The sequence below is a fragment of the Streptomyces sp. NPDC044044 genome (genome assembly GCF_056434405.1).
The window spans coordinates 496998-521349 of sequence record NZ_JBWKFG010000001.1 but is presented as its reverse complement, the minus strand read 5'-3'; the positions used below and the strand labels follow the sequence as shown (position 1 = coordinate 521349).

General features: G+C 70.9%; 25 protein-coding genes. 13 read left to right on the top strand and 12 right to left on the bottom strand.

What is annotated here, in order from left to right:
- Positions 1 to 83: 83 nt before the first annotated feature.
- From AC07AG_RS02465 to AC07AG_RS02455, 3 genes are all read right to left on the bottom strand, one after another.
- Complete coding sequence (locus tag AC07AG_RS02465) at positions 84 to 1694, bottom strand: FAD-dependent oxidoreductase (protein ID WP_478751025.1); 1611 nt, start codon at positions 1692 to 1694, stop codon at positions 84 to 86.
- Between the two features lie 164 nt (positions 1695 to 1858).
- Positions 1859 to 2971 (bottom strand): LacI family DNA-binding transcriptional regulator, encoded by a 1113-nt coding sequence (locus AC07AG_RS02460; protein ID WP_478751024.1) that lies wholly within the window; start codon positions 2969 to 2971, stop codon positions 1859 to 1861.
- A gap of 105 nt (positions 2972 to 3076) precedes the next feature.
- Positions 3077 to 3403 (bottom strand): putative quinol monooxygenase, encoded by a 327-nt coding sequence (locus tag AC07AG_RS02455; protein ID WP_478751022.1) that lies wholly within the window; start codon positions 3401 to 3403, stop codon positions 3077 to 3079.
- 113 nt (positions 3404 to 3516) lie between these two features.
- On the opposite strand from AC07AG_RS02455, the gene AC07AG_RS02450 reads away from it, so the two are divergent.
- Positions 3517 to 3834: an ArsR/SmtB family transcription factor gene (locus tag AC07AG_RS02450; protein ID WP_249585602.1), complete on the top strand. Its 318-nt coding sequence runs from the start codon at positions 3517 to 3519 to the stop codon at positions 3832 to 3834.
- A 101-nt stretch (positions 3835 to 3935) separates the two neighbouring features.
- The gene (locus AC07AG_RS02445; RefSeq protein WP_478751020.1) at positions 3936 to 4535 is read left to right on the top strand and encodes a GNAT family N-acetyltransferase; all 600 of its coding nucleotides are present in this window, start codon (positions 3936 to 3938) and stop codon (positions 4533 to 4535) included.
- Here the strand turns inward: AC07AG_RS02445 and AC07AG_RS02440 are convergent.
- The 3 genes from AC07AG_RS02440 to AC07AG_RS02430 form a co-directional block, all read right to left on the bottom strand.
- Positions 4422 to 4895, bottom strand: coding sequence for a hypothetical protein (locus tag AC07AG_RS02440; protein WP_478751018.1), 474 nt, complete (start codon positions 4893 to 4895; stop codon positions 4422 to 4424). The genes AC07AG_RS02445 and AC07AG_RS02440 overlap by 114 nt on opposite strands.
- Positions 4873 to 5589 (bottom strand): hypothetical protein, encoded by a 717-nt coding sequence (locus AC07AG_RS02435; RefSeq protein WP_478751016.1) that lies wholly within the window; start codon positions 5587 to 5589, stop codon positions 4873 to 4875. Before AC07AG_RS02435 ends, AC07AG_RS02440 begins: the two co-directional genes overlap by 23 nt.
- A gap of 451 nt (positions 5590 to 6040) precedes the next feature.
- The gene (locus AC07AG_RS02430; protein WP_478751014.1) at positions 6041 to 7315 is read right to left on the bottom strand and encodes an aspartate aminotransferase type Ic; all 1275 of its coding nucleotides are present in this window, start codon (positions 7313 to 7315) and stop codon (positions 6041 to 6043) included.
- A 287-nt stretch (positions 7316 to 7602) separates the two neighbouring features.
- Between AC07AG_RS02430 and AC07AG_RS02425 the strand changes: the two genes are divergently transcribed.
- Positions 7603 to 8031 carry a MarR family winged helix-turn-helix transcriptional regulator gene (locus AC07AG_RS02425; protein ID WP_478751013.1) on the top strand — a complete coding sequence of 143 codons (429 nt, stop codon included), beginning with the start codon at positions 7603 to 7605 and terminating at the stop codon, positions 8029 to 8031.
- Positions 8032 to 8194: 163 nt separating this feature from the next.
- A complete protein-coding gene (locus AC07AG_RS02420; protein ID WP_478751011.1) occupies positions 8195 to 9298 on the top strand; it encodes an oxidoreductase in 1104 nt (367 codons plus the stop codon).
- On the opposite strand, the gene AC07AG_RS02415 is transcribed toward AC07AG_RS02420, so the two are convergent.
- Positions 9241 to 9639 (bottom strand): winged helix-turn-helix transcriptional regulator, encoded by a 399-nt coding sequence (locus AC07AG_RS02415; protein WP_478751009.1) that lies wholly within the window; start codon positions 9637 to 9639, stop codon positions 9241 to 9243. The two genes, AC07AG_RS02420 and AC07AG_RS02415, sit on opposite strands and share 58 nt — an antisense overlap.
- Positions 9640 to 9731: 92 nt before the next feature.
- Between AC07AG_RS02415 and AC07AG_RS02410 the strand changes: the two genes are divergently transcribed.
- The gene (locus AC07AG_RS02410) at positions 9732 to 10571 is read left to right on the top strand and encodes an NAD(P)H-binding protein (RefSeq protein ID WP_478751007.1); all 840 of its coding nucleotides are present in this window, start codon (positions 9732 to 9734) and stop codon (positions 10569 to 10571) included.
- A gap of 58 nt (positions 10572 to 10629) precedes the next feature.
- Here AC07AG_RS02410 and AC07AG_RS02405 read toward each other — a convergent pair whose 3' ends face one another.
- Entirely contained in the window at positions 10630 to 11049 is a 420-nt protein-coding gene (locus AC07AG_RS02405; protein ID WP_478751005.1) for a cupin domain-containing protein, read from the bottom strand.
- A 120-nt stretch (positions 11050 to 11169) separates the two neighbouring features.
- Between AC07AG_RS02405 and AC07AG_RS02400 the strand changes: the two genes are divergently transcribed.
- From AC07AG_RS02400 to AC07AG_RS02385, 4 genes are all read left to right on the top strand, one after another.
- Entirely contained in the window at positions 11170 to 12003 is an 834-nt protein-coding gene (locus AC07AG_RS02400) for a helix-turn-helix domain-containing protein (protein ID WP_478751003.1), read from the top strand.
- Between the two features lie 95 nt (positions 12004 to 12098).
- Positions 12099 to 13667 carry an alpha/beta hydrolase gene (locus AC07AG_RS02395; RefSeq protein ID WP_478751002.1) on the top strand — a complete coding sequence of 523 codons (1569 nt, stop codon included), beginning with the start codon at positions 12099 to 12101 and terminating at the stop codon, positions 13665 to 13667.
- A 118-nt stretch (positions 13668 to 13785) separates the two neighbouring features.
- Entirely contained in the window at positions 13786 to 14184 is a 399-nt protein-coding gene (locus AC07AG_RS02390; protein ID WP_478751000.1) for a hypothetical protein, read from the top strand.
- Between the two features lie 111 nt (positions 14185 to 14295).
- Entirely contained in the window at positions 14296 to 14865 is a 570-nt protein-coding gene (locus AC07AG_RS02385; RefSeq protein WP_478750998.1) for a DoxX family protein, read from the top strand.
- Positions 14866 to 14931: 66 nt separating this feature from the next.
- Here the strand turns inward: AC07AG_RS02385 and AC07AG_RS02380 are convergent, their stop codons facing one another.
- From AC07AG_RS02380 to AC07AG_RS02370, 3 genes are all read right to left on the bottom strand, one after another.
- On the bottom strand, positions 14932 to 15528 hold the full coding sequence (locus AC07AG_RS02380) for a hypothetical protein (RefSeq protein ID WP_478750996.1): 597 nt from the start codon (positions 15526 to 15528) through the stop codon (positions 14932 to 14934).
- 105 nt (positions 15529 to 15633) lie between these two features.
- Positions 15634 to 16926 (bottom strand): hypothetical protein, encoded by a 1293-nt coding sequence (locus tag AC07AG_RS02375; RefSeq protein ID WP_478750994.1) that lies wholly within the window; start codon positions 16924 to 16926, stop codon positions 15634 to 15636.
- 199 nt (positions 16927 to 17125) lie between these two features.
- Complete coding sequence (locus AC07AG_RS02370; RefSeq protein WP_478750993.1) at positions 17126 to 17857, bottom strand: helix-turn-helix domain-containing protein; 732 nt, start codon at positions 17855 to 17857, stop codon at positions 17126 to 17128.
- A 335-nt stretch (positions 17858 to 18192) separates the two neighbouring features.
- Here AC07AG_RS02370 and AC07AG_RS02365 point away from each other — a divergent pair, with 335 nt between their 5' ends.
- From AC07AG_RS02365 to AC07AG_RS02350, 4 genes are all read left to right on the top strand, one after another.
- Positions 18193 to 19377, top strand: a complete 1185-nt coding sequence (locus AC07AG_RS02365) for a cytochrome P450 family protein (protein ID WP_478750991.1) — start codon at positions 18193 to 18195, stop codon at positions 19375 to 19377.
- A gap of 16 nt (positions 19378 to 19393) precedes the next feature.
- On the top strand, positions 19394 to 20587 hold the full coding sequence (locus AC07AG_RS02360) for a cytochrome P450 family protein (RefSeq protein WP_478750989.1): 1194 nt from the start codon (positions 19394 to 19396) through the stop codon (positions 20585 to 20587).
- A 102-nt stretch (positions 20588 to 20689) separates the two neighbouring features.
- A complete protein-coding gene (locus AC07AG_RS02355) occupies positions 20690 to 21295 on the top strand; it encodes an ImmA/IrrE family metallo-endopeptidase (protein WP_478750988.1) in 606 nt (201 codons plus the stop codon).
- Complete coding sequence (locus tag AC07AG_RS02350) at positions 21295 to 22512, top strand: DUF6545 domain-containing protein (RefSeq protein WP_478750986.1); 1218 nt, start codon at positions 21295 to 21297, stop codon at positions 22510 to 22512. Before AC07AG_RS02355 ends, AC07AG_RS02350 begins: the two co-directional genes overlap by 1 nt.
- A 9-nt stretch (positions 22513 to 22521) precedes the next feature.
- On the opposite strand, the gene AC07AG_RS02345 is transcribed toward AC07AG_RS02350, so the two are convergent.
- The gene (locus AC07AG_RS02345) at positions 22522 to 24183 is read right to left on the bottom strand and encodes an ABC-F family ATP-binding cassette domain-containing protein (protein ID WP_478750984.1); all 1662 of its coding nucleotides are present in this window, start codon (positions 24181 to 24183) and stop codon (positions 22522 to 22524) included.
- Positions 24184 to 24352 lie beyond the last annotated feature (169 nt).

The window sequence follows — 24352 nt, the reverse complement described above, 5'->3', positions numbered from 1 at the left end:
CTTTGCGTCTTTGCGTGAACCGCCTTTGCGGGAACCGTCCTTGCGTGGCAGTCCTTGCGTGACCGTTCTGGTGTGCTCCGCTCTCAGTAGCCGCGTACGTCGGGCCAGTGGCGCTGCACGCCGTCGCGGTCCAGCAGCCGGGCGAACTCGTCGAACCGCTTGTCCTCGCCCTGGACCTGGTGGGGTTCGACGCCTTCGGACACGCAGTGCGCGGCCAGGGCGCCTGCGACCTCGCCGATGTTCCACTCCACGGGGTGGAGGCGGTAACAGCCGTTGGTGATGTGGGTGGTGCCGATGTTCTTGCCCGCCGGGAGGAGATTGCGGACCCGGCGGGGCACGAGGGCGCCGAGCGGTATCTCGAACGGCACCGAGCCGATGTCGATGTAGTTGTCGCCACCGGTGGAGGGGTGCAGGTCGATCCGGTAGTTGCCGACTCCCACGGAGTCCCGGTAGGCGGTCCGCCCGTAGGGACCGACGACGTCGATGGCCACGTCCTGCTCGGTGACGGTGGTGACGGCCTTGATCCGGCGCGACTCCCGGACGTAGGGGGCCTTGGCCAGGCCGTCCGCCGTGCCCGTGATGTCTGGGCGCAGCCGCAGTCCGGGGAAGCCGGTCCCGCCGTCCTGGCGGGGCGCCTCGGTCTGGAGCCAGTACAGGACCGAGAGCGACAACTGCCGTGCTTCCGCGAGTGCCTGGGCCGAGGTCTCCCGGCCACCCCCGATCAAGGGCTTCAACCAGTAGTCGTTGAGCGGCCAGTTGACCAGGGTGATGTCGGAGTCGAAGGCTCCGGGCCTGTGCAGCTTGCGGGCGAGGATACGGCGGAAGCCCCACAGTTCCTTGTCGCCCGCGTCGGCGCTCTGGTCGGCGTTGACGGCGAGCGGGTCGATCTCCGGGTTCGGCACGAACGTACGCGGCACGGCTTCGAGCGATCGCGGGTCGGGGGCGAGGAAGCCGAGGAGCGGGCCCGGCCAGAAGTCGGGCTTGTAGGAGCGCCAGAAGTCGTAGTCGACGGGGCGCTCGATGACGTGGTTCTCGCCCTCGTGGTGGGAGAGCGCGAAGCAGACGGTGATGCCCTGCTGGTTGAGGGGCTGTGCTTCCTCGGGTGCGTGCGGCTCGCCGAACTCGGCGCGCGACTCGGCGCCGATGGCGTGCTCGACGCCGCCCAGTTCGAGCAGTTCGCCGGTCTCGGTGGCGTCGATGACGTACCGGGCGTGCAGGGTGGTGCGGTCGCCGTCGCGCAGGTTCTCCAGGGTCACCGAGGTGATGACATCGTTGTCGGACTCGGCGGCGACGGCCCAGTGCTCGGTGAGAAGGGTCAGCCGCCCGGACGCGAGATGGGGCGCGAGCATGCCTTCCATGACGGCGAGGGCGACGCGGGGCTCGTGACAGAGCTTGCTCACGCGGCCTGCGCCCGGATTGAGACCGGTCAGGGACAGGGCCTCCGAGCGCAGGGGGTACCACTGGCGGTAGTAGTCCCTGATGGACTCGCGCAGCTTGCGGTACGAGGCGGTCGTACCGAACTGCTCCACCCACGGGTGCTCGTCCGGCGGGACGGCCTGGGAGGTGAGCTGGCCGCCGATCCAGTCGGTCTCCTCGGTGAGGACGACGGTCCGGCCGGCCCGGCAGGCGGCGAGCGCGGCGGCCACGCCGCCCAGACCGCCGCCGACGATGAGGATGTCCGGTTCAGGGATCACGGTTCTCCTTGTGCTGTACGGGTCGTGCTGTGCGGTACGGGTCGTGCTGTGCTGCACGGTCCTGCTGTGCGGTACGGCTGGTGGAGTGCAGTACGGGTGGTGGAGTGCGGGTCATGCTCCGTACGGGTCCTGCGGCCGGAGCCGCTCCGGACACCTGGACGGGGTCATGCGCTGTCCGGCAGCGCCTCGGGCGGTGGCCCCGTGCTCGCGCCGGGCCGGAAGGAGCAGGCCACCAGCGGATCGGGGGCGTCCTCGCCGGCGACGAGCGTGGCGAGCAGGCGTACGGCCGCCGCGCCCAACTGCGCGCGGGGGATGTCGAATCCCGTGGGCTGGGGCACGTCCGCGAGGTCGGGCGGCGGACTGCCGAGTACCGCCAGGGAGATGTCGCGCGGGCAGTCGAGACCGGCGTCGCGGGCAGCCGCGCTCAGCGCCCGCCAGGCCGCTCCGCTGTCGGTCTCCTCGGCCACCACCGCGGTGACGCCCTGTGCCACCCACTGCCGCAACTGCTCGGGGCCGAGGGCCCGTTCCGGATCGGCACGGCGGAACACGGCATCGGCACCGCCGGGCAGGCCCTCGCTCTTCAGCCCTTCCAGGAAGCCTCGCTCACGGTCGGTCGAGGCGGGCGCGTCGTCGTCCTCGCGCACGAGGACGATGCGACGGTGCCCGAGCGCGGCGAGCCGGTGGACGACTTCGCTGCTGGCGCTGACGTAGTCGGCACCGACCCAGGCGAGACCTTCCGGTTCGTCCCTGCGGCCCAGGTGGACCACGGGGAACCCGTCGTCCACGAGCCTGCGCAGTTCGTCCACCGGGGCGTGGCGGCCCAGGAAGAGACAGCCGTCGGCGAGTCTCGCCCTGTTGAGCGCGTGCGGCCCGGTGGCCCCCGCGCCGCCGGTACTCGACCCGGTGAAGAGCACCAAGTCGTATCCCTGCGCGGCGGCTTCCTGCTCCACGCCCACCAGGAACGGGTAGTACGAGTGCTGCACATCCGTGGGGAACGTGGCCGTGAAACTGAAGACGCCGAGCAGGCCGTTGCGCGCCGCCGCGAGACGCCGGGCGGCGGGGTCGGGCACGTAGCCCAGCTCGGCTGCCGCGTCGAGCACCTTCCGCCGGGTCTCGTCCGAGATGGCGATCCCCTGCTTCTTGCCCGCGAGCACCAGCGAGACCGTGGCCTGCGACACTCCCGCGAGCCGGGCGACCTCGGCCTGGCGCGGACGTCCGGTGCGCCCTGTCGCGGCGGGCGCCCGACCTCGTCCGGCCCGCTTCCTGGGTTCGTCCACCGCTGCCCCTCCGTCGTTAATGCGTATTAGTCATGCGCATTAACGAGTACTGTGCGCGGCACGGAACCACCGGTCAAGAGGCGGAACGAACTTTCTTGGCCTTGCTCAGGCGCTGACAGCGGGCCGGGACCGATAGGGGCTGTGCATGGTCAGGAAGCGGATGTCGAGGTCGGACTGCAGGTAGTCCATCCGCCGCTCCCAGAAGGCCCGCATGTGCGGGAGCGCCAGGTGGGCGTCGAGGTCGGCCTGGGAGCGCCAGGCCTCGTAGAAGACGAAGACGCCGGGCTCGTCCCGGTCCTCGTGGAAGTGGTACTCCAGGCAGCCCGACTCCTGCCGCGTCGGCTCGACGAACGAGAGCAGGAGCTCTTTCAGTTCGGCGGCGCGCTCGGGCTTGGGGCGGGCGGTGCCGACGAGCGTGAACGGCTGGTCCATGAGGGTTCTCTCCTCGCTAGAGACGATAGGTACGATCAATCTCATACCTAGGCGCCGGACGTTAGCGATCCCAGAGGTACGATGCAAGTCATACCTGAAGGGAGGCGCCCGGAATGCCCGACGACGAAGGCCACCCGACCGTCGAGGAGATGCGGCTCGGCCCGGTGCTCGCCGCGCTGGCGGACCCGCTGCGCCGACGCGTGGTGCGCGAACTGGCGGCCGCACCCGACGGAACCGCGCGCACCTGCAGCTCCTTCGCGCTGCCGGTCTCCAAGGCGACCGTCACGCACCACTTCCGCGCGCTGCGCGAGGCCGGGCTGATCCAGCAGGTCTCCCGCGGCAACAGCCGGATGGCCAGCCTGCGCCGGGCGGATCTGGAGCAGCGGTTTCCCGGGCTCCTGGGGATGGTGGCGGCCGAACCCGAGGGGTGAGCCGCGGGCGCGTCGACGCTCCTGGGTGCGTCTGCCGCAGAGCGGGGACCTGGGGAAATGCCGTAGTGCCACGGAACGGGGGTCCCGTAAGGTGCGGCAGCATGACCCACGTTTCCCGCGCTGCCGTCCGTCCGATACGTGCCGATGAGTGGCCCCAGGTGAAAGCGCTGCGGCTCTTGGCGCTCCAGGATCCGGCGGCTCCGATCGCCTTTCTCGAGACGCACGAGAAGGCCGCCGCCGAGCCGGACTCCTTCTGGCAGAAGCGGGCCGAGGGAGCGGCCGACGGGACGCGCGTACGCCAGTTCGTGTCCGAGGACCGGGACGGGACCTGGAGCGGCACGGTGACCGTGCTCATCGAGGAGGCGGGCGACGGCGATGTGTTCGGCGGGGCCATCGACCGGCGTCAGGCGCATGTCGTCGGTGTCTTCGTCCGCCCCGAGCACCGCGGAAGCGGTGTGATCGACGCGCTCTTCGAGACGGCCGTCGAGTGGGCGTGGTCGGTGACGGACGTGGCGCGGGCGCGCCTGTACGTCCACGAGGACAACGCGCGGGCCGAGACCTTCTACCGGCGCTTTGGATTCGAGCGCTCAGGACAGACCGTCCCGATGCAGGGCGATCCCGCCAAGCTGGAGCACGAGATGCTCCTCGACAGGCCCGCGCTTCCGTCGGACAACACCCAGGACTCCCTGGCAGGGGCCTAGTTCCTGGAGACCCGCGCGTCCCACGCAGAGGTCCCGCAGGTGGGCCGGGCTCCGCTCGGCAAGCGGACGCAGGGCCGCGGCCACGGCACGGGCATCGGCCCGCAGCCGGTCCTCGGCACCGGCGCCGAGGACCTCCACGGCTTCAGTGGCGAAGGACGGCTCGGCGAGCCAGTCGTCGAGGAGGCCGGGGGTGGCCTCCAGGAGGAGTTGGTCACCCAGGCACACGCCCAACGTCGGGATCCCGTCCCGCAGCGCGTCGGCCGGGAGGTCCCGCTCCAGCTTCAGCGCCGGATGCGCCACCACCTCGTCGGCGTTCATGGGACCGCCCAGCACGGCATCAGTGCCGGATGCGGACTCCATGGCGGGTGCGCATGCGGTGCAGCTCCCACAGGGCCACCGCGGTCACGGACACCGGGCCGCCGAGAACCGCGCACCACTGAGCGGCCGGCGGCCCGTACGGCAGTCCGCCTTCGAGCGCGACGCTGCAGAGCATCAGTTCCCAGACGAGTACGACGGTGAGCGCGGCCGGGAGAGCGGCGTGCACGTTGGACGTGTTGAACGCGTAGCGGGCGGCGTAGGCCGAGGCGAAGAGGAGGAACGGCAGCAGCCAGACGAGGCCGATGAGCAGCGCGAGCGCGATCAGGCCGTTCACGAGCGTGCCGTAGTTCTGTTTGAGCACCACGGCGCTGCCGGCCAGGACGAGTACGACGCCCACCAGGATGCCCACGTACCAGCCCACGGCCTTGAGCGGCGCGCGCAGCCGGGAGCGGAGCACGCGGCGCTGCTCGGCGGGCGCGTAGCGGATGAAGCCGAAGACGACCAGGGGCCCGGTGAAGATGAGCAGGAGCGGGGCGAGGATCAGCTTCACTACGCCGTCGTTGGCGACCCCGCTCCAGCCGTCGTCCGCGCCGTAGGTGTAGACGAGGAGAAGACTGGCGATCGCACCGACGATCGCGCGCCCCAGCTGCACTCGCGTCACGAGCCGGTCCGCGACGTGACCGGCGCCGGGCTGGTTGAAGATCGCCTCGGCGCGGCGGCGGGCGGAGCGGATCACCGGGATGAGCGGCGAGACGAAGAGGAACCCGAGTCCGGTACGCCGCCGCCGGACGGGCTGCGGCGGGTACGGGTACGGCTGCGGTGGCGGGTACGGACCAGGTTGCGGCGGTCCGTACGGAAGCGGGTCGCCCCCGCCCTGGGGCCGGCCGTTCCCCGGTCCCCAGCCCTGATATCCCCCGTGTGCCACGGTTCCCCCTAGCCTCCTGCGTCGCTTCTGAGCTGGCGCAGTTTACTGGCCGGAATTGGGTGGGCGACACCGGAGCCGAGGCACAAGAGCGTGAACATGTCGTATAGGTCGGTCAGTTGCTCCGATATGTGACACGGCCGAGGGTTCGCCCCCCTCACGGCCGAGGGGAAGGCGACCGAGGAGAGGTCGGGGCGGTGCCCGCCACGCCATCATCGGCGTGACGGGCACCGCCCCGCCCTTGTCGCCCCCCTGCGACGAGGACCTAGCTGACGCTGACCCGCTGCTCGTACCCCACGAGCCGTACGCACACGGCGAGTCCCGCGATGGCCTGCTCGAGCTCCGTGAGGCTCGGGTAGCTGGGCGCGATGCGGATCGTGGCGTCGCGCGGGTCGTCGCCGTGCGGGTGGGTGGCGCCGGCCGGGGTCAGCACGATGCCGGCATCGGCGGCACGGCGTACGACCTCCTTGGCGCCGCCGTCGGTCAGTTCGAGGGTGACGAAGTAGCCACCCTTGGGGTCGGTCCACCGGGCGAGGCCGGTGGAGCCGAGCTCCGCCTCCAGGATCCGGGCCACCGCCTCGAACTTCGGCTGGAGCAGGGCGCGCTGGCGCTCCATGTGGGCGCGGACCCCGTCGGCGTCCCGCAGGAACATCACGTGCCGCAGCTGGTTGACCTTGTCCGGGCCGATCGAGCGCTTGGCGTTGTTGGCGAGGAGCCACTTCAGGTTCGCGGGCGACGAGCCGAAGAAGGCGACGCCCGAGCCCGCCGCGGTGATCTTCGAGGTGGACCCGAAGACGAAGACGCGGTCCGCGTTCCCGGCGTCCGCGCAGGCGGTCAGCAGGTCGGCGATCGCGACGGGCTCGTCGGTGAGGTGGTGAGCGGCGTAAGCGTTGTCCCAGAAGATCCGGAAGTCGGGCGCGGCGGCCTGCATCGAGGCGAGGCGGGCGACGGTCTCATCGCTGTAGGAGACGCCGTCGGGGTTGCTGTACTTCGGGACGCACCAGATGCCCTTGACCGTCGGGTCCTCGGCGATGAGCCGCTCCACGACGTCCATGTCCGGACCCTCGGGAGTCATCGGCACCGGAATCATGTCGATCCCGAACCGCTCGCAGAGCCCGAAGTGCCGGTCGTAGCCCGGAACGGGGCACAGGAACGCGATCCGCTCCTGGTCCACCCAGCGCGACTCGGCCCCCGGCACCACGCTCAGCAAGGCGTGCACCAGGCAGTCGTGCATCAGCTCGAGGCTGGAGTTGCCGAGCGCGAGGAGCTGCGCGGCAGGCACCTGGAGCACGTCCGCGAAGATCTCCCGGAGCTCCGGCAGGCCCTGCAGACCGCCGTAATTGCGTACGTCCGTGCCGTCGGCGGAGGTGTGCCGCCCGCCCGGCAGGCTCAGCAGGTCCTCGGAGAGGTCGAGCTGCTCCGGCGCCGGCTTGCCGCGCGTGAGGTCGAGCGAGAGCCCGCGCCCTGCGAGGTCCTGGTAGTCCTGGCGGGCCCGCTCAAGGAGCCCGGTCAAGGAGTCGGGGCTCAGCTCGGTGGTCATGATGTGTCCTTACGTTGTCGGCGCTGCCGGGGCCTGTGAGCTGCCTCGGCCGGCGACGGGGGCATCGGCACTGCCTGCCGAGGATACAAAGCGATGGCCTGCCCATGGCCGGGCAGGTGGCGCTCGTCACCCTTCAGGGACCGCCCACACCCAAAGGATCAAGGCCAGCGGCACTAGTACGGCGACCCCGGCGCCCCCTCCCTCCCCGTCGCCTACATTCCATGCACACGCAAGAGCTGTACGCGCATCTATCATGGATACGTTGAGCCGAGACGCGGAGTTGAGACATGAGCCACGGTGACTCTGAACGCTGGACCCACCTGGTGACGCTGCACAGCCGCGTCGAGCAGCACCTGACCGAGGTTCTGCACCGCCGCTGCGCGCTGGGCCTGCGCGAGTACCGCACGCTCAGCCACCTGACGGGCGCCCCCGAGGGCGAGCTGCGGATGCAGGAGCTCGCCGAGGCGGTCGGCCTCGACCAGAGCTCGGCGTCCCGCCTCGCCGGCCGCCTGGAGCGCGCCGAACTGGCCGAGCGCTGCCACTGCCCCGGCGACCGGCGCGGGGTCTTCCTCGGGATCACCGAAGCCGGACGCGATCGCCAGGCCCAGGCGCAGCCGATCTACGAGGCCGCCTTGAGCGAGGCGCTGGACGAGGCCGCATCCGCCACCGACCCGATGCTCGCCACCCTGGCCAAGAGCCTCCGTACGTCTGCCTGACCCGCACCCCCACCCCCCTCACTCCCCACTCACTCCCGCCCTCGGCATTCCCTCCTCGCCCCCTGATGACAGATCGGCGGCAGACTCGTTAGTATTTGCATGCACCTGCATTTGTTGTAGGTACATGCACATGCTGCCGTGAACGTGAACGTGAAGGAGAACCGTGAACTCGCCCCTGCTCGCGCCGTACCGCGGACCCGCCCTCCACCTGCCCAACCGGACGGCCATGGCCGCGATGACCCGTGCCCGCGCGGACGACGCCACCGGGGTCCCCACCCCGCTCATGGCCGAGTACTACGCACAGCGCGCCAGCGCCGGGCTCATCGTCAGCGAGGGAATCTGGCCGCACCGCCTCGGCAAGGGCGGCCCCGGCGTCCCCGGCCTGACCGAGCAGGCCCACGTCGAAGGCTGGCGCCGGGTGACGCGGGCCGTGCACGCCGCCGGAGGTCGCGTCTTCGCCCAACTGTGGCACGTGGGACGCGTCAGCCACCCCGACATCCTCGGCGGTGAGCAGCCGGTCGCCCCTTCCGCCGTGGCCGTCTCACCCGGCCACGGCCAGATCTACACCGCCTCCGGGCCACAGGATTACGTCGTCCCGCGCGCACTGACCACGGCCGAGGTCACCGAGACCGTCGAGGCCCACGCCTCCGCCGCCCGCAACGCGATCGACGCGGGCTTCGACGGGGTCGAGATCAGCGGCGCCTACGGCTACCTCCTCGCCCAGTTCCTGTCCGACAACGCCAACCTGCGCACCGACGGATACGGCGACCACGTCCGGTTCGCGGTCGAGGTGGTGGAAGCGGTCGCCGCCGCGATCGGAGCGGACCGCACCGCCCTGCGCGTCTCCCCCGGCAACCCGCTCCTCGACACCGTCGAGACCGACCCGGCCCCGCGCTACCACCGCCTGCTGGACGCGCTGAACGGAAAGGACCTGGCGTACCTGCACGTGGTGCAGTCCGGAAAGTACGCCGCCCTGGAAGACCTGCGCCCCCGCTGGAACGGCACCTTGGTGGCCACCTACGACGGGCCCGAGCCCGGCAGCCGGGAACAGGCCGAGCAGGCGCTGCGCTCGGGGCTCGCCGACGTCTACTCCTTCGGCCGGCTCTTCCTTGCCAACCCGGATCTGCCCCGGCGCATCGCCGACGGCGCCCCGCTCAACCCGCAGCGCGCGAGCGGCATGTACGGGGGCGGCGGGGAGGGATATGTGGACTACCCCGTCCTCGAAGGGAGTTCGGCGGGTTCCGCGTCGGCCGGTGACAGCCGCTGAGTGATCCGGTTGAACAAGTCCGTCAGCGGCTCGCCGATGTCCTGACCGAACTCGGTCAGTCCGTAGGTGACTTGGGGCGGCGTCGTCGGCTCGACCTCCCGCCGGACCAGGCCGTCCTGGACCAGCCCGCGCAGGGTCTGAGCGAGCATCTTCTCGCTGATGCCCTGGATGCTGTCGCGCAGCTCGTAGAACCGAAGGTCGGTGCTCCGCAAGGCGATCAGCACCCAGACACCCCACTTGCTGGTCACATGGTCGACCACGTCGCGGGCGGGGCAGTCGGTGTGAAACACGTCATAGCGGTTGCCCGTCTCGGCCTGTGTCAGCTGCGCGCCTTCCCTCATGTCCGGAGCTTACCTCTGGGTATGTCCTTACGGAAAGTAAGCCCGGCTCCTAGCGTCAACTGCCGTAGTGCACAACGGACTAGGAGCTGAACATGATCGTGGTGACCGGGGCTACCGGGAATGTGGGCATGCCTTTGACGCAGGCCCTGACTGAGGCGGGCGAGCAGGTGACAGCGGTCTCACGGCACGCGGTGGCGATGCCGGACGGCGTCCGTCACGTGACCGCCGACCTGACTGAACCGGCGGGCCTCGCGCCCGCGTTGGACGGGGCGAAGGCGTTGTTCCTCCTGCTCTCCGGTGACCTGCACGCGCCCGAAGCAAGGCCGGCCGACATCATCGGCCTGGCCGCGGCCAGTGGGGTCCGCCGAGTGGTCCTGTTGTCCTCGCAGGGCGTGGCGACCAGACCGCTCGGCCCGTCCCGGGTCGCGATGCGCGCGGTGGAGGACGCATTGCGGGGGTCCGGTCTGGACTGGGCCGTCCTGCGTCCTGGCGGCTTCGCCTCCAACGCCTTGGGCTGGGCGGAGTCCGTCCGCACGCAGGGGACGGTCGCCGCACCCTTCGGTGACGTCGGGGTGCCGGTCATCGACCCGGCCGACATCGCCGAGGTCGCGGCGGCCTGCCTGCTGGACGACCGGCACACCGGCGAGGTGTACGCGCTGACCGGGCCGGAGGTGATCACGCCGCGTCAGCAGGCGGAGGCGATCGCCGCCGCGCTCGGCTCGCCCGTGCGGTTCCAGGAACTCACCCGCGACGAGGCCAAGGCCGCGATGACCCGGTTCGTGCCGGCGGAACTCGCCGACGACACCCTGGACATCATCTCCGCGCCGAACCCGGCCGAACTGCGGATCAGCCCGGACGTGGAACGAGTCCTCGGCCGCGCCCCGCGCCCCTTCGGCGACTGGGTCTCCCGGAACATCACCGCGTTCCGCTGAGACACCACTCGACGGCGCGGGCACCGGAGCCCGGGGCGAGGTCGGCACGTACGAGCCCTCACGAGGAGAAGAGCTCGGCCGCCTTGGTCATCGGCCCTCCGGCGTCACCGGTGTTCATCGTCCCCGTCGGCTCGAAGAGCAGGATGGCGGTCTCCTCGTCCGCCACCGGGCAGTGCTCGACCCCGCGGGGCACGACGAACAACTCCCCCGGAGCCAGGACCACATCGCCGTCCCTGAGCTGGATGGTCAGCCGCCCGCTGATCACCAGGAACAGTTCATCGGTCTCCTCGTGGCTGTGCCAGACGAACTCCCCGTGCAGTTTGGCCAGCTTGACCTCGTAGTCGTTGAGGACGGCCACCGTCTTCTGCGACCACAGCTCGCTGAACCCCGCGAGCTTGTCGGCGATGTTGACGGGTGCGGGGTCGGCGGGTGCGGGGATGGCGGGTGCAGGGTCGGCGGGAGCGGGGTTCCTGGACATGCGGCATTCCTTCCTCATGGCCGGCAGCGGGAGGACCCTTGGCCTTCCGGGACTCCCGCTGTCCGGCTGATGCCATGAGCCTGCCGCGCCCGCACTCCGCCGGTCTTGTACGTTCCTGGCATGACCGGAGAGCGACCCCGCACGTCGATCAGCGCCTGGCAGCCGTCGGTCCCGGGGATCGCCGAGGTCTTCCACGCGCACTTCACCGACCACGCCTATCCGGCCCACACCCACGACACGTGGGACCTGATGATCCTGGACGACGGGGCGGTCGACTTCGCGCTCGACCGCCGCCGTCATGACGCGACCGGCACGGCCAGTGTCCTGTTGCTTCCTCCGGGCGTGCCGCACGACGGGCGGACGGTCACCGCGGCAGGCTTCCGGAAACGCGTGCTCTACCTCGATGACTCCGTGCTCCCCCAGCGGCTGGCCGGTGGCGCGGTGGACGGCCCCGTCCTCGACGACCCCTTGCTGCGCCACCGGATCCACCAACTGCACTCTTCCCTGGGGCACATGGGAGAGGAATTCGAAGCCGAGTCACGCCTGTCCTTCGTCCGTGAACGCCTCCACGTCCACCTCGACGCGCTGCGGCCCCGCACACCGGGCTTCGAGGCCAACCGGCTCGCGGCCGCACTGCGTGAGCTCCTGGACTCCCGGATACCCTCCGGCATCTCGCTGCAGCAGGCATCCACCGTCCTGCACGCGCACCCCACCCACCTCATCCGCTGCTTCAGACAGACCTACGGCCTGCCGCCGCATGCCTACCTCACCGGCAAGCGCATCGACCGGGCACGCCGCCTCCTGCTCGGCGGCCAACGCCCCGCCGAGGTCGCGACCGCCGTCGGATTCCACGACCAGGCCCACCTGAACCGGCACTTCACCCGCCATGTGGGCACGACGCCCGCACGCTTCGGGCGGGGCGGGGGCCAGCCCCCGTATCCATCGACCAGGTGACCCGATGTCCCGTCACCGCCCATGCTTCTAGCGTCGACTCCATCCACTTTCGCGGGCCGGTTTCCGTCTTGAGCCGGTCGAATCCAAGGAGCACGATGCGCGGCGTCACCCCCTCACTCGTGGTCGGCCTGAGCCTGGCAGGACTCCTCGCCGGAGCCGTCCCGTCGACGGCGACCCCGTCCAAGTCCCCTCACCCGGCTCACCCGACCCACGCGATGTCGCCCTACGAGCACCAGCGACTCACCTGGGGCCCCTGCTCGAAGGCGCAGACCGAGCTGAACGCCGCGGGGGCGCAGTGCGCGAAAGTGACCGTCCCCCTCGACTACTCCGCTCCCGGCGGCCGCACCCTCAAGATCGCGGTCTCGCGCATCAAGGCCAAGTCCACGTCCCACCGGCGCGGCATCCTGCTCTCCAACCCCGGCGGCCCCGGAGGCAGCGGTCTCGCCAACACCCTGGCGCTGCGGCCCGCGTTGAAGCAGGTGGCCGACGGCTACGACCTCATCGGCTTCGACCCGCGGTTCCTCGGCGAGAGTTCCCCGATCACCTGCGCACCGGCCGGGCCGCCGACCCCGCCCGCACCGTCGACCTCACCCCGTGCGGACTTCGACGCATCGGTGCGGGACGCACGGAACACGGCGCTGCGCTGCCAGGAGCACGGCGACAACGCGCGACTGCTTCCGCACGCGTCGTCCCGCAACGTGGCCCGGGACATGGACGTGATCCGAGCCGCCATCGGCGAGCGGAAGCTCTCCTACTACGGCATCTCCTACGGCGCCGATCTGGGCGCCGTCTACACCCAGATGTTCCCCCGGCGCACCGACCGCATGGTCATCGACTCCTCCACGGACCCGTCGGCCACGCAGTACGAACTGTTCCAGAGCGCCGGTGAACCGGCCGAGGAAGCACTGGACGAATGGGCCGCCTGGACCGCCCGGCACCACGGCACCTACCGCCTCGGCCGCACGGCCTCCCAAGTCCGGCTGCGTGTCGAGCACTTGCTCGCGCAGGCCGAGCGTCACCCGGTCGGCATCGGCGGTCAGCGTCTCAACGCCCCTGTCCTGCGGCTGCTGTTGAAGCAGCCCGTCCAGCACGCGGAGAACGATCCGGCGCTTGCCGCGATCGTGCGGGACCTGGTCGACGCGGCGGCGGGCAGGCCGGTCGAGCCCGGCCCGGAGCTCGCGGCCATGCTGGAGCTCCTCGCTTCGCCCGATCTCGCGGACAGCATGGTGGGCGGGGCGCTCTTCATGTGCGGCGACGGGGGCTGGCCCGCGGGCGGTTGGCCGAAGGATCCGGAGACATACTGGAAGAACAGTGTGCGCAGCCGCACCACCCAGCCCGTGTTCGGACCGTACGTCAACGGCATGATCGCCCCGTGTGCGTTCTGGTCCGCCGAGCCCCGCGAACCGGGCACCGCGATCGCCAACGACGTACCCGTCCTGATGCTTCAGGCCCGCCACGACAACAACGTCCCCTACGAAGGCGCCCTGGCCCTGCACCGCAAGCTCACCGGCTCACGCCTTGTCACCGCGGACATCCGCTCCCACGGCGTCTACGGGCGCGCGCTCGAAGGCCACCGCCCTGTCCCCTGCGCCGACCGCGCGGTCAACGACTATCTGCGCACGGGAGACCTGCCCGCCCACGACATGACGTGTGCTCGGCGCTGACTCCCGACCCGCCTTGTGTGCGGGAGCGATGGACCGGGCCGTTCGCGGCGGGTGTCATGTCAGGTGCCTCATTCTCCTCCTGCGCCCGCCGCCGCCCCTGGCTTACCATCGGTCGGACATGGCCATACGGGAGAGGCGACCTCAGGGCAGTGCGGTGTGCACTGTCCTCCTGGCCATGGCCTTCCTCTTCCTCATCCCCCTGCTCGGAGTCGACGGGCCGTCAGGGACCGCCCTCGCGTCGGTCACCGAAGAACGCGGCGCGACCGCCGTCGCCTTCGGACCGTACGACGGGAGCCGTGACAGCGGCGGTGACCGAGTCGGCGGCCGCGGCTGTCACGAGGGCCAGAACAGGACCCCGCGCGAGGCGTTGCCCGCCCCCGAGCGGACCACCTCACCTGTCTTCGGGGCGGCACCCGCGTCGTACGAACCGCGGGACGACGTCCCCGCGCTGCCCGGAGCCTCGCCCCCGGACGCGACATCCGTCGACCTCTACAGAACCCAGGTCATCAGAACGTAGCCGGGATCTCTCCACCCGCACCCACGCCGACGAGACCGATCGGCATCGCACCACCCCATTCACCGATCACACCGATCACACCGATCGCATCGATCAACTGGAGAGATCCGCATGCCCCTTTCCTCTTCCGCCGGTTCCACCGACACGCACACCGCCGCTCCGGGCGGCACCGGCTCCCCGCTCGCCGCCTCGCAGTCCGGCATGGACATCGGACTCCTGCTGCTGCGCTGCGCCGTCGGCCTGACCATGGCCGTCCACGGCACCCAGAAGCTGTTCGGCTGGTTCAACGGCGCCGGCCTCGACAGCACCGCGGGGTTCTTCGCGAGCGACGGCTACTCCGCCCCGAAGGCCATGGCCACGGTCGCCGGCCTCACCGAGACGTTCTGCGGCCTGGGCCTCGCCATCGGCCTGCTCACGCCGCTCGCCGGGGCGGGCATCCTCGGCATCATGCTCAACGCCATCGCCATGAAGTGGGGCAACGGCTTCTTCAACCCCTCCGGCATCGAGTACGACCTGGTCCTGCTCACGGCTGCCGTGAGCCTGGCACTGGCAGGACCCGGCAGGTACGCCGTCGACCACTTCCTGCCCGTCCCGCGCACCCACCGCCTCTCCCACGGCATCGCCGCCCTGGCACTCGGCGCCGCCTCGGCCGCCGTCGTCCTGGTGGCCCTGCACGACTGACCGCACCGCACCGGGCGGTTGCTGCCGGGCGGGCCACGGCGCCGTGCGCCGTGGCCAGCGCTCGCCTCACTCGGCGGGCAGGCTCCAGATGGCGGGCTCGGCGTCGTCCTTCTCCGCCCAGTGCACTTCCAGGTTCTTCGCGGACTGGGGAACCAGGTAGGTCTCGCACAGGACGTGACTCTCGCCCTTCTTCCAGCCCTCGAGGTCCAGCGGGTCCTCGCAGCCCTGCGCGTCCTCGGCCGCGCCGATGAGCAGGCCGCCGCGGGTGCCGTCCGCCCAGATCTCCGTGGTGTCCGCCACGTCGGGGGTGTCGGTGAGCGGGGCACCGCCCTTGTGCGTGAACTTGATGTGGGCGACCGCGGGGACCAGGCCCTTGGCGTCCTCGGGGTCCTGGACCAGCTTCTCGGCGTCGGCTGCCGTGCCCAGTTCGACCTTCTGGGCGGCGACGTCGTAGGTGACGGCGGCCCCGTCCTCCTCCACCTTCCCCGTGGTGCTCGCGCCGGCGGCCAGCTTCTCCACCTTGGGCTGGGAGCTGGCGGCGCCGTCCTTGGGCTTGCCCTCGGAATCCTCCGACTTCGAGTCGCCGCCGCCGCAGGCCGTCAGGGCCAGGGCGAGCGCGGCGGTCGGTACGGCGAGGCGCAGTGCGGTGTTGCGGTGGAACAAGGTGACCTCCTGGTCGATGGCCGGGCTGTTCCCGGCGTGTGTGGGGGGGCGTGGGGGGGGCGGGAGTTGGGGTGCTCCTCCGCGTAGTGCAGCGGTGGGCGGGGGTCAGGCAGCCGTACCTCGGTAGAGGCCACGGCGCTCGGCCGACCTGATGGCCCGGTGGTCTCTGTCGACGTCCGTGCGGCTGTCGGCTGCCAGGACCAGCTCGCCCGGGGAGCTGGCCCTGTCCACTGTTCTTCGCACCCCGGCACCGGGGCGCAGGTCGCCCACGGCCTGCCGGACGGTGGGGAGCGTCGTGACCGTACGCAGCAACTCCTCGTCGAGCGCGCCGTCCTGCGGAGCGATCAGGGACACGCGTGCGACGTGCGGCCGGGGCGAGGAACCTGTCGCGGTCCGGGGGCTCTCGGGGAGCACCGCCTGTACGGCGTCCTGCACGAGGTTGCTCCCGGTCAGCTCGCGCAGGACGCGGTCGGCGGCGTCCATCGGCGGCCCGGACTCGGCGCGCACCAGGACCGGTCCCTGCCCGTGCACGACCACGAGTCGGCTGCGGAGTGCGCCCGTGGTCACCCCGAGGATGTCCAGGACCCGCTGCATGTAGAGGGTCAGGACGCGGGGCGCGTGACCGCGCGGGTCGACCAGGTCCGACCTGTCGTGCAGTCCGGAGGGGGTCCGGGTCTCGGCCCAGACACGGGTGACGCGGTGCTGCACGGCGCCGAAGGGGCCGCTACCGGTGACGGTGTCGAGGTGGTAGACGGCCCCGGACAGATGCTCCTGGAGGACCAAGTGCGGGTCGAGGCCCTGCTGATGGGCGATCCTGCGGATCGCGCGCCAGGCCACGGCGAGGTCGTAGCCCGACCGGCACCGCCGGACGGGAGCGTCGAGCGCCGTGTCGGCTGCTGCGACGACGTACTCCGGCAGGTCGTAGAAGGCGGCCCAGTCGAGCGCGGCGGCCAGGTTCGCGGTGCGGATGCCGCGCGGGGCCGCGACGCCGGCGGCCGCCAGTGTCTCGGCCTGGAGGCCGATGTCGTGGCGCAGCGGCGAGCTGGAGGGGTCGTTGCCCGTGCTCCGCAGCCGCGCGGCCAGTTGGTCGGCGAGGTCGATCCCCAGGGAGCTGCCGGGGACCACCGCGCCCACCTGGTGGGGCGCCAGTAACTTGACGGTCTCGCGCAGGGATCCGGTGTGCACGATCCGGCGGCGGTACTCCCCGCTGACGGTGGAGCCCGCGAGCTCCGGCGGGAGCGTCTCGGGGGCCAGTTCGATCGCCACGCAGGGCCAGCCGCGAGCGGTGAACTCGCCTGCGTACGCGCCGTCATCACCGTAAGGGGCCACGACCACCGCCACGCGGTCCGGGTGCGATGCGGTCTCAAGGGCAGCGGGCGCGACCGGCTGGAGGGCCATGACGGATGTGCTCCTCAAGGATTGACGATCAGCACCTCTGCGGTGCTCGGCGGGGCCCGGTGGGGTGCGGGCGGCCGCGGAGTCACGGGGTGAACCGAAGCACCCTGGAGTTCGGGGGGTCGACCGAGCCTGGGATCACGTAGATCTTTGTGTATGCCCGACGACCTGTCAACAATTGGGGCACTCAGGGGGTGATCGCCTACTCGTCCCGTGATTCCGGCATCGCCCGCCGCGCACGCTCCTGGAGCGCGAGGGTGTCGAGGGCGGGGAGGATGTCCCGCAGCACGTCGACCTCGCCGTTGCTGCGCAGGGCGAGACTGTCGGCCCCGAGCCGCTTGAGGGCCACCTTGGTCGCCAGCTTCGGCAGATCTTCGTTGACCATGCGCCTCAAATGCTCGACCAGCGCCTCGCCCTCACTGCGGAAGCAGAACCCGAGGGGGGCGTGGAAGAAGTTCTCCAGGGTGCCGACCATGTCGTGCCGAGGCTTGCGCTCGCCGTTGAAGATGTTCCAGACGGTCTGTCGCGTGATGCCGGTCCGGGCGGCGATGTCGGCGTCCTTGTACGGCCTCTGAGTTGCCGGGTTGAGTCGCGTGGCCCTGAGGAAGCTCAACCGCGGCAGAAGCAGGGCCAGTCGGAAGCCTTCCCGCTCCCTGGCCTCCGCCGGCTCCTCCTCGGTGAGAGGCGCGCCGTTCAGCAGCGCTTGCGCGCGCTCGGCGGCGATCCCCGTCATGTAGGAGACGTGCTCGGGAGGCAGCAGGTCCCCCCGCGTCTTCCCCAACCGGCCCGCGTAGGCGTCGACATCGACCAGGAAGCGGTCGATGGCAAATCTCAGAAGGTACTCCCGGGGCGCCTCTTCCCGATGGGCGTCCGGGTGGGTACCGGCCGGCAGGCGGTCGATGTCGCCGCCTCTGGGGTCGGCGTCTGCGTTCACCTGTAGGTCTCCAAGGGCCACGGGACACGATGGGCTGTTGTGAGGATAGCCACTGACGAGCCACCCCTCTCTGCGTGCTTCCCCGATCGTTGACACCCTGTCGCGGGGTGCTGGAAGATCACAGACCAGATCAGGGCCGCAGCCCGGCCGGTCGCGCCAGCCGCAAGCTGCGAAATTCCCCAATTGTGGACAACGAAATCGGTGTCATGACTTCATATCCTGATTCTCCCGCTGGTGCCAGCACTCTCTTACCTCCCGCCGCCTGCCCCGCTCACCAGGCGGCGCTGCCGCTGGCGGACATCGACGCCCACCCGGACCCGCGGGAGATGTACCGCATGATGCGGGCCGAGCACGGCCCCGTCGTTCCCGTCACCCTGGACGGCGTATTCGGCTGGCTGGTCATCGGGTTCGGGGAGACGAAGCGGGTGATGCGCGAGGGGGTGCTCTACAGCCGGAGCCCCCGGCACTGGCGGCCGCGCGGTCCGGTACCCGCCGACTGGTCGCTGGCGCTGCACACGCAGGAACGCCCCAACGCCCTGTTCGCCGCGGGCGAGGAACACACACGGCTGCGCGGGGCCCTCACCCGCAGCCTGGGCCGGACCCGGCCGGGGACCGTGCGCCGCTACACCCGCGACCGAGCGAACCGCCTGATCGACGAGTTCTGTGAGACCGGGAGCGCGGACCTCGTCGCCCACTACGCCGCGCAACTGCCCCTCATGGTCCTGATGCGGATCTTCGGGTTCTCCGAGCGGGCGGCGCTGCAGCTGGTGACGGCCCTGCCCGCGCTGCTCGACGGCGGGGACAAGGCGCTGCGGGCCAACCAGCAGATCATGAACGTCATCGAGGGCCACATCGCCCACCGGCGGCGCGAGCTCGGTGCCGACGCGATCGCCTGGCTCATCGAGGAGGGCGACGCCCACAGCGCGGAGGAGATCGCCCGCAGCAACGAGGAGATCCGCGAACAGGTGTGGCTCACGCTGGCCTCCGCCATGGGCGCCATGGGCAACTGGATCTCGAACGGCCTCGAGCGGCAGGTCAACAGCGCCAAGATGCGCAACGACGTGAACCACGGCCTGGCCGACATCGAGGGCGCCATGCGGGCCACGCTGTGGGAGCAGCCTCCACTGCAGCGCGTCATCGGCCGCTGGGCCACGCGGGACACCCGCCTGGGCGAACGGGACATCGCGGCCGGCGACATGCTCGTGCTCGACCTGGCCGCCGTCAATCAGGACCCGTGCATGGGGTCGGACGCCGAACGTGCCGCGATGGCCGCCCACAGCGAGGCCAACCTCCCGTACGGCGCGGGGGAACACGAGTGTCCGTTCCCCGACCTGGCGGAGGCGATCGCGGTGACGGCGGTCGACTGCCTGCTGCAACGGCTGCCCGATGTCCGGTTCGCCGACGGAGCGTCCCTGACCTGGCGCCCGTCCGTCATCGTGCGCGCCCTGGAGGCCCTGCCCGTCCGGTTCGCCCCGACCGCTCGCTCGGTCCCAGCCTCGGAGGTTCCCCCTCGTGCTTGATCCGACGCCACCTCAAGTGACCTTGCTCGACCCGCGCGACCCCGTCGTGGCCGAGGGGCGCGGCCTCAGGGACCAGGGCCCCGTGGTGCGGGTCCGGCTCACCGGCGACGTGGAGGTGTGGGCCACCGGGGACCACGCCACCGCGCGCGAGGTCCTCACCCACCCGGACTTCCGCAAGAACCCGGCGCACTGGCAGGCGTACACCGACGGTGAGGTGCCCGACAGCTGGCCCTTGCTGGAGCTGATCACGCTCTCCGGCATGCTCAACGCGGACGGCGATGACCACACCCGGCTGCGCAAGCTGGTGGGCAAGGCCTTCACACCGCGCCGGATCGAGGCCCTGCGGCCACGCGTCGAGGAGATCGTCCGGGGCCTGGTCGACGAGCTCGCGGCCGTGCCCGGCCCGGTCGACCTGCGGCAGGCCTTCGCTCTGCCGCTGCCCATGGCCATCATCTGCAGCCTGTTCGGGCTCGATCCGGATCGGAGCGAACAGCTGGCCGACAACTTCGCGGCGCTGCACGACGAGAGTCGTGCCGATGAGGCACCGGCGGCGAAGGCCGGTCTCGCCGCCGTGATCGGTAAGCTGATCACGGAGAAGACCGCGGCGCCCGGCGACGATCTGACGTCGGCGCTGATCTCCGCCCACGGCGACGGGCAGGGCAGCCTCAGCGAGAAGGAGCTGACGGAGACCCTGCTCCTGTTCCTCTTCGCGGGGCACGAGACCACCGCCAACCTCATCGGGAACGCGGTGGTGAACCTGGTCGGCCATCCCGAACAGCTGGCCCTGGCACGCGAGTCGGACGCATGGCCCTCGGTCGTGGACGAGACGCTGCGCCGCGACAGCCCGGTCCGCACGGTGATGTTCTACTACGCCGCCAAGGACGTGCCCCTGTCGGGCACTCGGATCAAGGCGGGTGAGGCCGTGGTGATCCATGTGGCGGCCACCGGGCGCGATCCCCGCCAATTCGGCCCGACGGCAGAGGAGTTCGACACCCTTCGGCAGGCCGCCGCCTCCCACCTCGGGTTCTCCCACGGCATCCACTACTGCATCGGGGCCCCGCTGGCGAAGATGATGGGCACGACCGCCCTCCGGGCCCTGCACGGCCGGTTCGACGTCGAACTCGTCGGCGATCCTGTGCCGGTGGCCTCGTACTCATCCAATGCCGCCCGAGCGTTGCCGGCTCTGCTGAGGAACCGGACGAGCCCCTAGCCGAGAAGAGGCGACAAAGGTGGGCTGATAGTGTCCCGGCGCAGGCCATCGGACACAGCCTGTCACGGACGGGGAGCGTGAACGTTGGGAGGGCTGACCCCCATGCATTCCACCGGCACCCCCGAGCCCGAGCACCGTTCCGGCCCCGGTCGCCTGGTCCCCGGACGGGTCTCGACGGCCCTGCGCAAACGCCTTGCCTGGAGCCTGGAAGAACGTCGCGCCGCTCGCCTCATCTACAAGGAACTCCAACTGGCCCCCGACGCGGGGCTCATGGACCTGGTCGAGGCCGTCGGGAAGAAGCGGGGCCGTCCCATCGAGATCGTCCAGCGCCCCCTGAGCCCGCAGGCGACGGGCATGTGCCTGCCGGGGAAGGACGGGGACCGCATCGTCATCACCACCAACACCAGCCCGCATCACCAGCGTTTCATCCTGGGCCACGAGCTCTTCCACCTGCTCGAGGGCGAGGAGGACGACTGCGTCAGCGGGCACCACTTCCAGGGCGCCGACGCCCTGGAGAGCGAACTGTCGTCGCTGCCACCAGGGTTGGTGGACGAAGTGCTGAGCGGTCCCGTCTTCTTCCGTACGACGTTCGAGCGCAAGGCGGAGTGGCGCGCGGAGGCGTTCGGGACGGTCGCCGCGCTGCAGCTGACCGGGAAGAAGGGCGCGGGGTCGCTCACTTCCGCCTTCGCCAACCGGCGGTTCCACTGATGTGGCACCTGGTCCTCACCACGGTCAACCTCGCCATCGCCGCGTTCTCCCTCATCCTGGGATGCGCCAAGGCCCATGCGGCGCGGGGCAATCCCGACCTCACCCTCAAACTGACGGCCTCGGTCCTGATCCACTGCGGCGTGATCTTCCTGCTGTGCACGCCCGCCGTCTACCGGGCGGTGGGAGCGGCAGCGGGCTCCGCCAACCTTCCCGCCCTCATCGTCAACTCGGCCACCCTGCTGTGCCTCGGCCACGCCCACCTGATGACTCAGCTCTGGCACCCGGCCCGCAAAGAACGGACCGCGCTGCGCCGCACGATCGCGACCTGGGCACCGGTGTACGGCACCGCGGTCATCCTGATGGCCGTCCTCTACGCCTGGGCCGACGTGCAGGGCCCCGCCCGCCCCCTCCGCTACGCCGCGGCCTACGCCGACATCTGGCAGGTCGTCGCCTTCCAGGTCGTCTACTCGGCCGGCATCGTCGCCACCGCGCTGGTCACCATGCAGCAATGCCGTGGAGTCGTCATGCCGGGGCGCCCCGACCTCGACGTGGCCCTGCAGAAGAGCCTCAAGGCCTTCGCGACCGCCGTTGCCCTGGACATCGTCAACATCGCCCTGACCCTCACCGCGGTGATCTCGGCCGTCAGCACGGGCACGCACCGTCTCGACTTCCTTGCCGAGTGCGCGTGGCTCGCCACCATCGCCAGCGGCGTGGCCGCCAGTTTCGCGCTGGCCCGGCTCGTGTTCAGCTCCCGGCGCGCGGAGCGCCGCGACTGCCGGACGATGGAACAGCTGTGGAAGGTGGCGACCCGGCTCGGCGAGGACAACGGACAGCTCGTCCTCGCCCCGCAGCCGCTGTTCTGGTGGCGGAACTGGCGGGTGGAACTGCTCCGCCGGCTCGCCGAGATCCGCGAGGGCGAGCGCGTCCTGAGCCCGTGGTGGAGCGGGGCACCGGCCCAGGCCGTGGCCGGTCTTGCGGACCAGGAGTCCGACCTGCCCCGCGACTTCGACCTCGTCGCGGCGCAGGCCGCCGCCGTCGTGCTGCACGCGGCACACGCGCGCGGCCAGGGCCGCCCGCCGCTGCCGGACGCATCGCGCCTGAAGGCCATGCCCGGCGGCAGAGTCCCCGAGGAGGAGGAGCGGGCCCACCTCGTCCTGGTGGCACGGCACCTGAACCTCCCGCTGGTCTTCGAAGCCGTCACCCGCTCCAGCCGCTGAAGGGCGCCGTCAGTCCCCCAGCGGCGCCGCGAGGAGGTCGCGGACCTCTTCCGCGGATGTCTCCTGGAGCTCGTCCGTCACGAGCACCCAGCGCGTGATGCCGACCGACTCCAAGAAGGCCAGGTCGTGGCTGGCGATCAGGAGTGCTCCCTCGTACGACTCGAGCGCGCCGGTCAGTTGGCGCACGCTGGCCAGGTCGAGGTTGTTCGTCGGCTCGTCCAGCATCAGGAGCTGAGGAGCCGGGGCGGCGAGCATCATCGCCGCGAGCGCGGCGCGGAAGCGCTCGCCGCCCGAGAGGGTGCCCGCCTGCTGTTCGGCGCGTGCCCCCTTGAACAGGAAGCGCGCGAGCTGGGAGCGGATGTGATTGTCGGTGAGACCGGGAGCCAGCCGTGAGACGTTCGCCGCGACGCTCAGGTCGTCGTCCAGGACATCCAGGCGCTGCGGCAGGAACCGCACCGGCACGGACGTCCTGACCTCGCCGGACAGCGGGGCAAGATCCCCGGTGAGGGTGCGGAGCAGCGTCGTCTTGCCCGCGCCGTTGCGCCCGACGAGGGCGATCCTTTCCGGCCCGCGCACCTCCAGGCTGCCGTCCCGCAACTTGCCGAACTGCGGGCGCAGTTCGCGCAGGGTGAGCACCGTGCGGCCCGTGGGCACCGCGGTGTGCGGAAGGCTGACGCGGATCTCGGCGTCGTTGCGGATCGCGTCCGCGGCCTCCTCGCGCCGCTCGCGCGCCTCGTTGAGCCGGTCCTCGTGCAGGCCCCTGAGCTTGTCCCCCGACTCCTGCGCGGAGCGCTTCTTCTCGCCCGCGACGATGCGCGGGGCGCGCCGCTGGGCATCCATCTTCTTGCTGTGCCGCTGGCGCCGGGCCACCTTGACCTGGGTCTCCTCCAGTTCGCGCTTCTGGCGTCGTACGTCGGCCTCCGCTGCCCGCAGCATCCGCCCGGCCGCCTCCTGCTCGGTGGCAAGCGCCTCCTCGTAGGCGGACCAGCCGCCGCCGTACCAACTCACCGATCCGGCGCGCAGTTCGGCGATGCGGTCCACTCGCTCCAGCAGGTCGAGGTCGTGGCTGACGACGACCAGGACACCGGTGCGCCAGGAGTCGACGGCCTCGTAGAGCCGGCGCCGGGCGAACAGGTCGAGGTTGTTGGTCGGCTCATCGAGGAGCAGCACGTCAGGGCGTTCCAGGAGCAGTGCGGCCAGGCGCAGCAGAACGGTCTCCCCGCCGGACAACTGACCCACGGTGCGGTCGAGTTCGACGTCGCCGAGCCCGAGTGAACCCAGCGTGGCCAGGGCTCGCTCCTCGACGTCCCAGTCGTCGCCGACCGTCTCGAAGTGCTGCTCGCGCACGTCTCCGGACTCGATGGCGCGCAGCGCGTCACGCCGCTCGGCGATGCCGAGGGCCTGGTCGACGCGCAGGGTCGTGTCGAGGGTGATGTTCTGCGGCAGGTAGGCGAGGCTGCCGCCGACGGTCACCGAGCCCTGGGACGGGCGCAGTTGACCGGCGAGCAGGCGCAGCAGGGTGGACTTGCCCGCACCGTTCGTGCCGACGAGTCCGGTGCGGCCGCGTCCGATGCTGACGGAGAGCCCGTCGAAGACGCTCGTGCCGTCCGGCCACTGGAACGACAGGGCGGAACAGGTGAGGGAGGCGCTGGGCGTGGTGGGTACAGACATGATGACTCTCGCAGTCGCAGGCGCGGTGGACAGGGGGTGTCGTATGCGAGCACCACGCGGCGACCGACCGAGAGAGAGGAGGTGCGGCGGTCCGGAAGATCGAGGGACGGCTCATGCACCGAGGTCGCATCCACGCGGGGTCACGGGCGGCACGGCAAGGCCGGCTGCG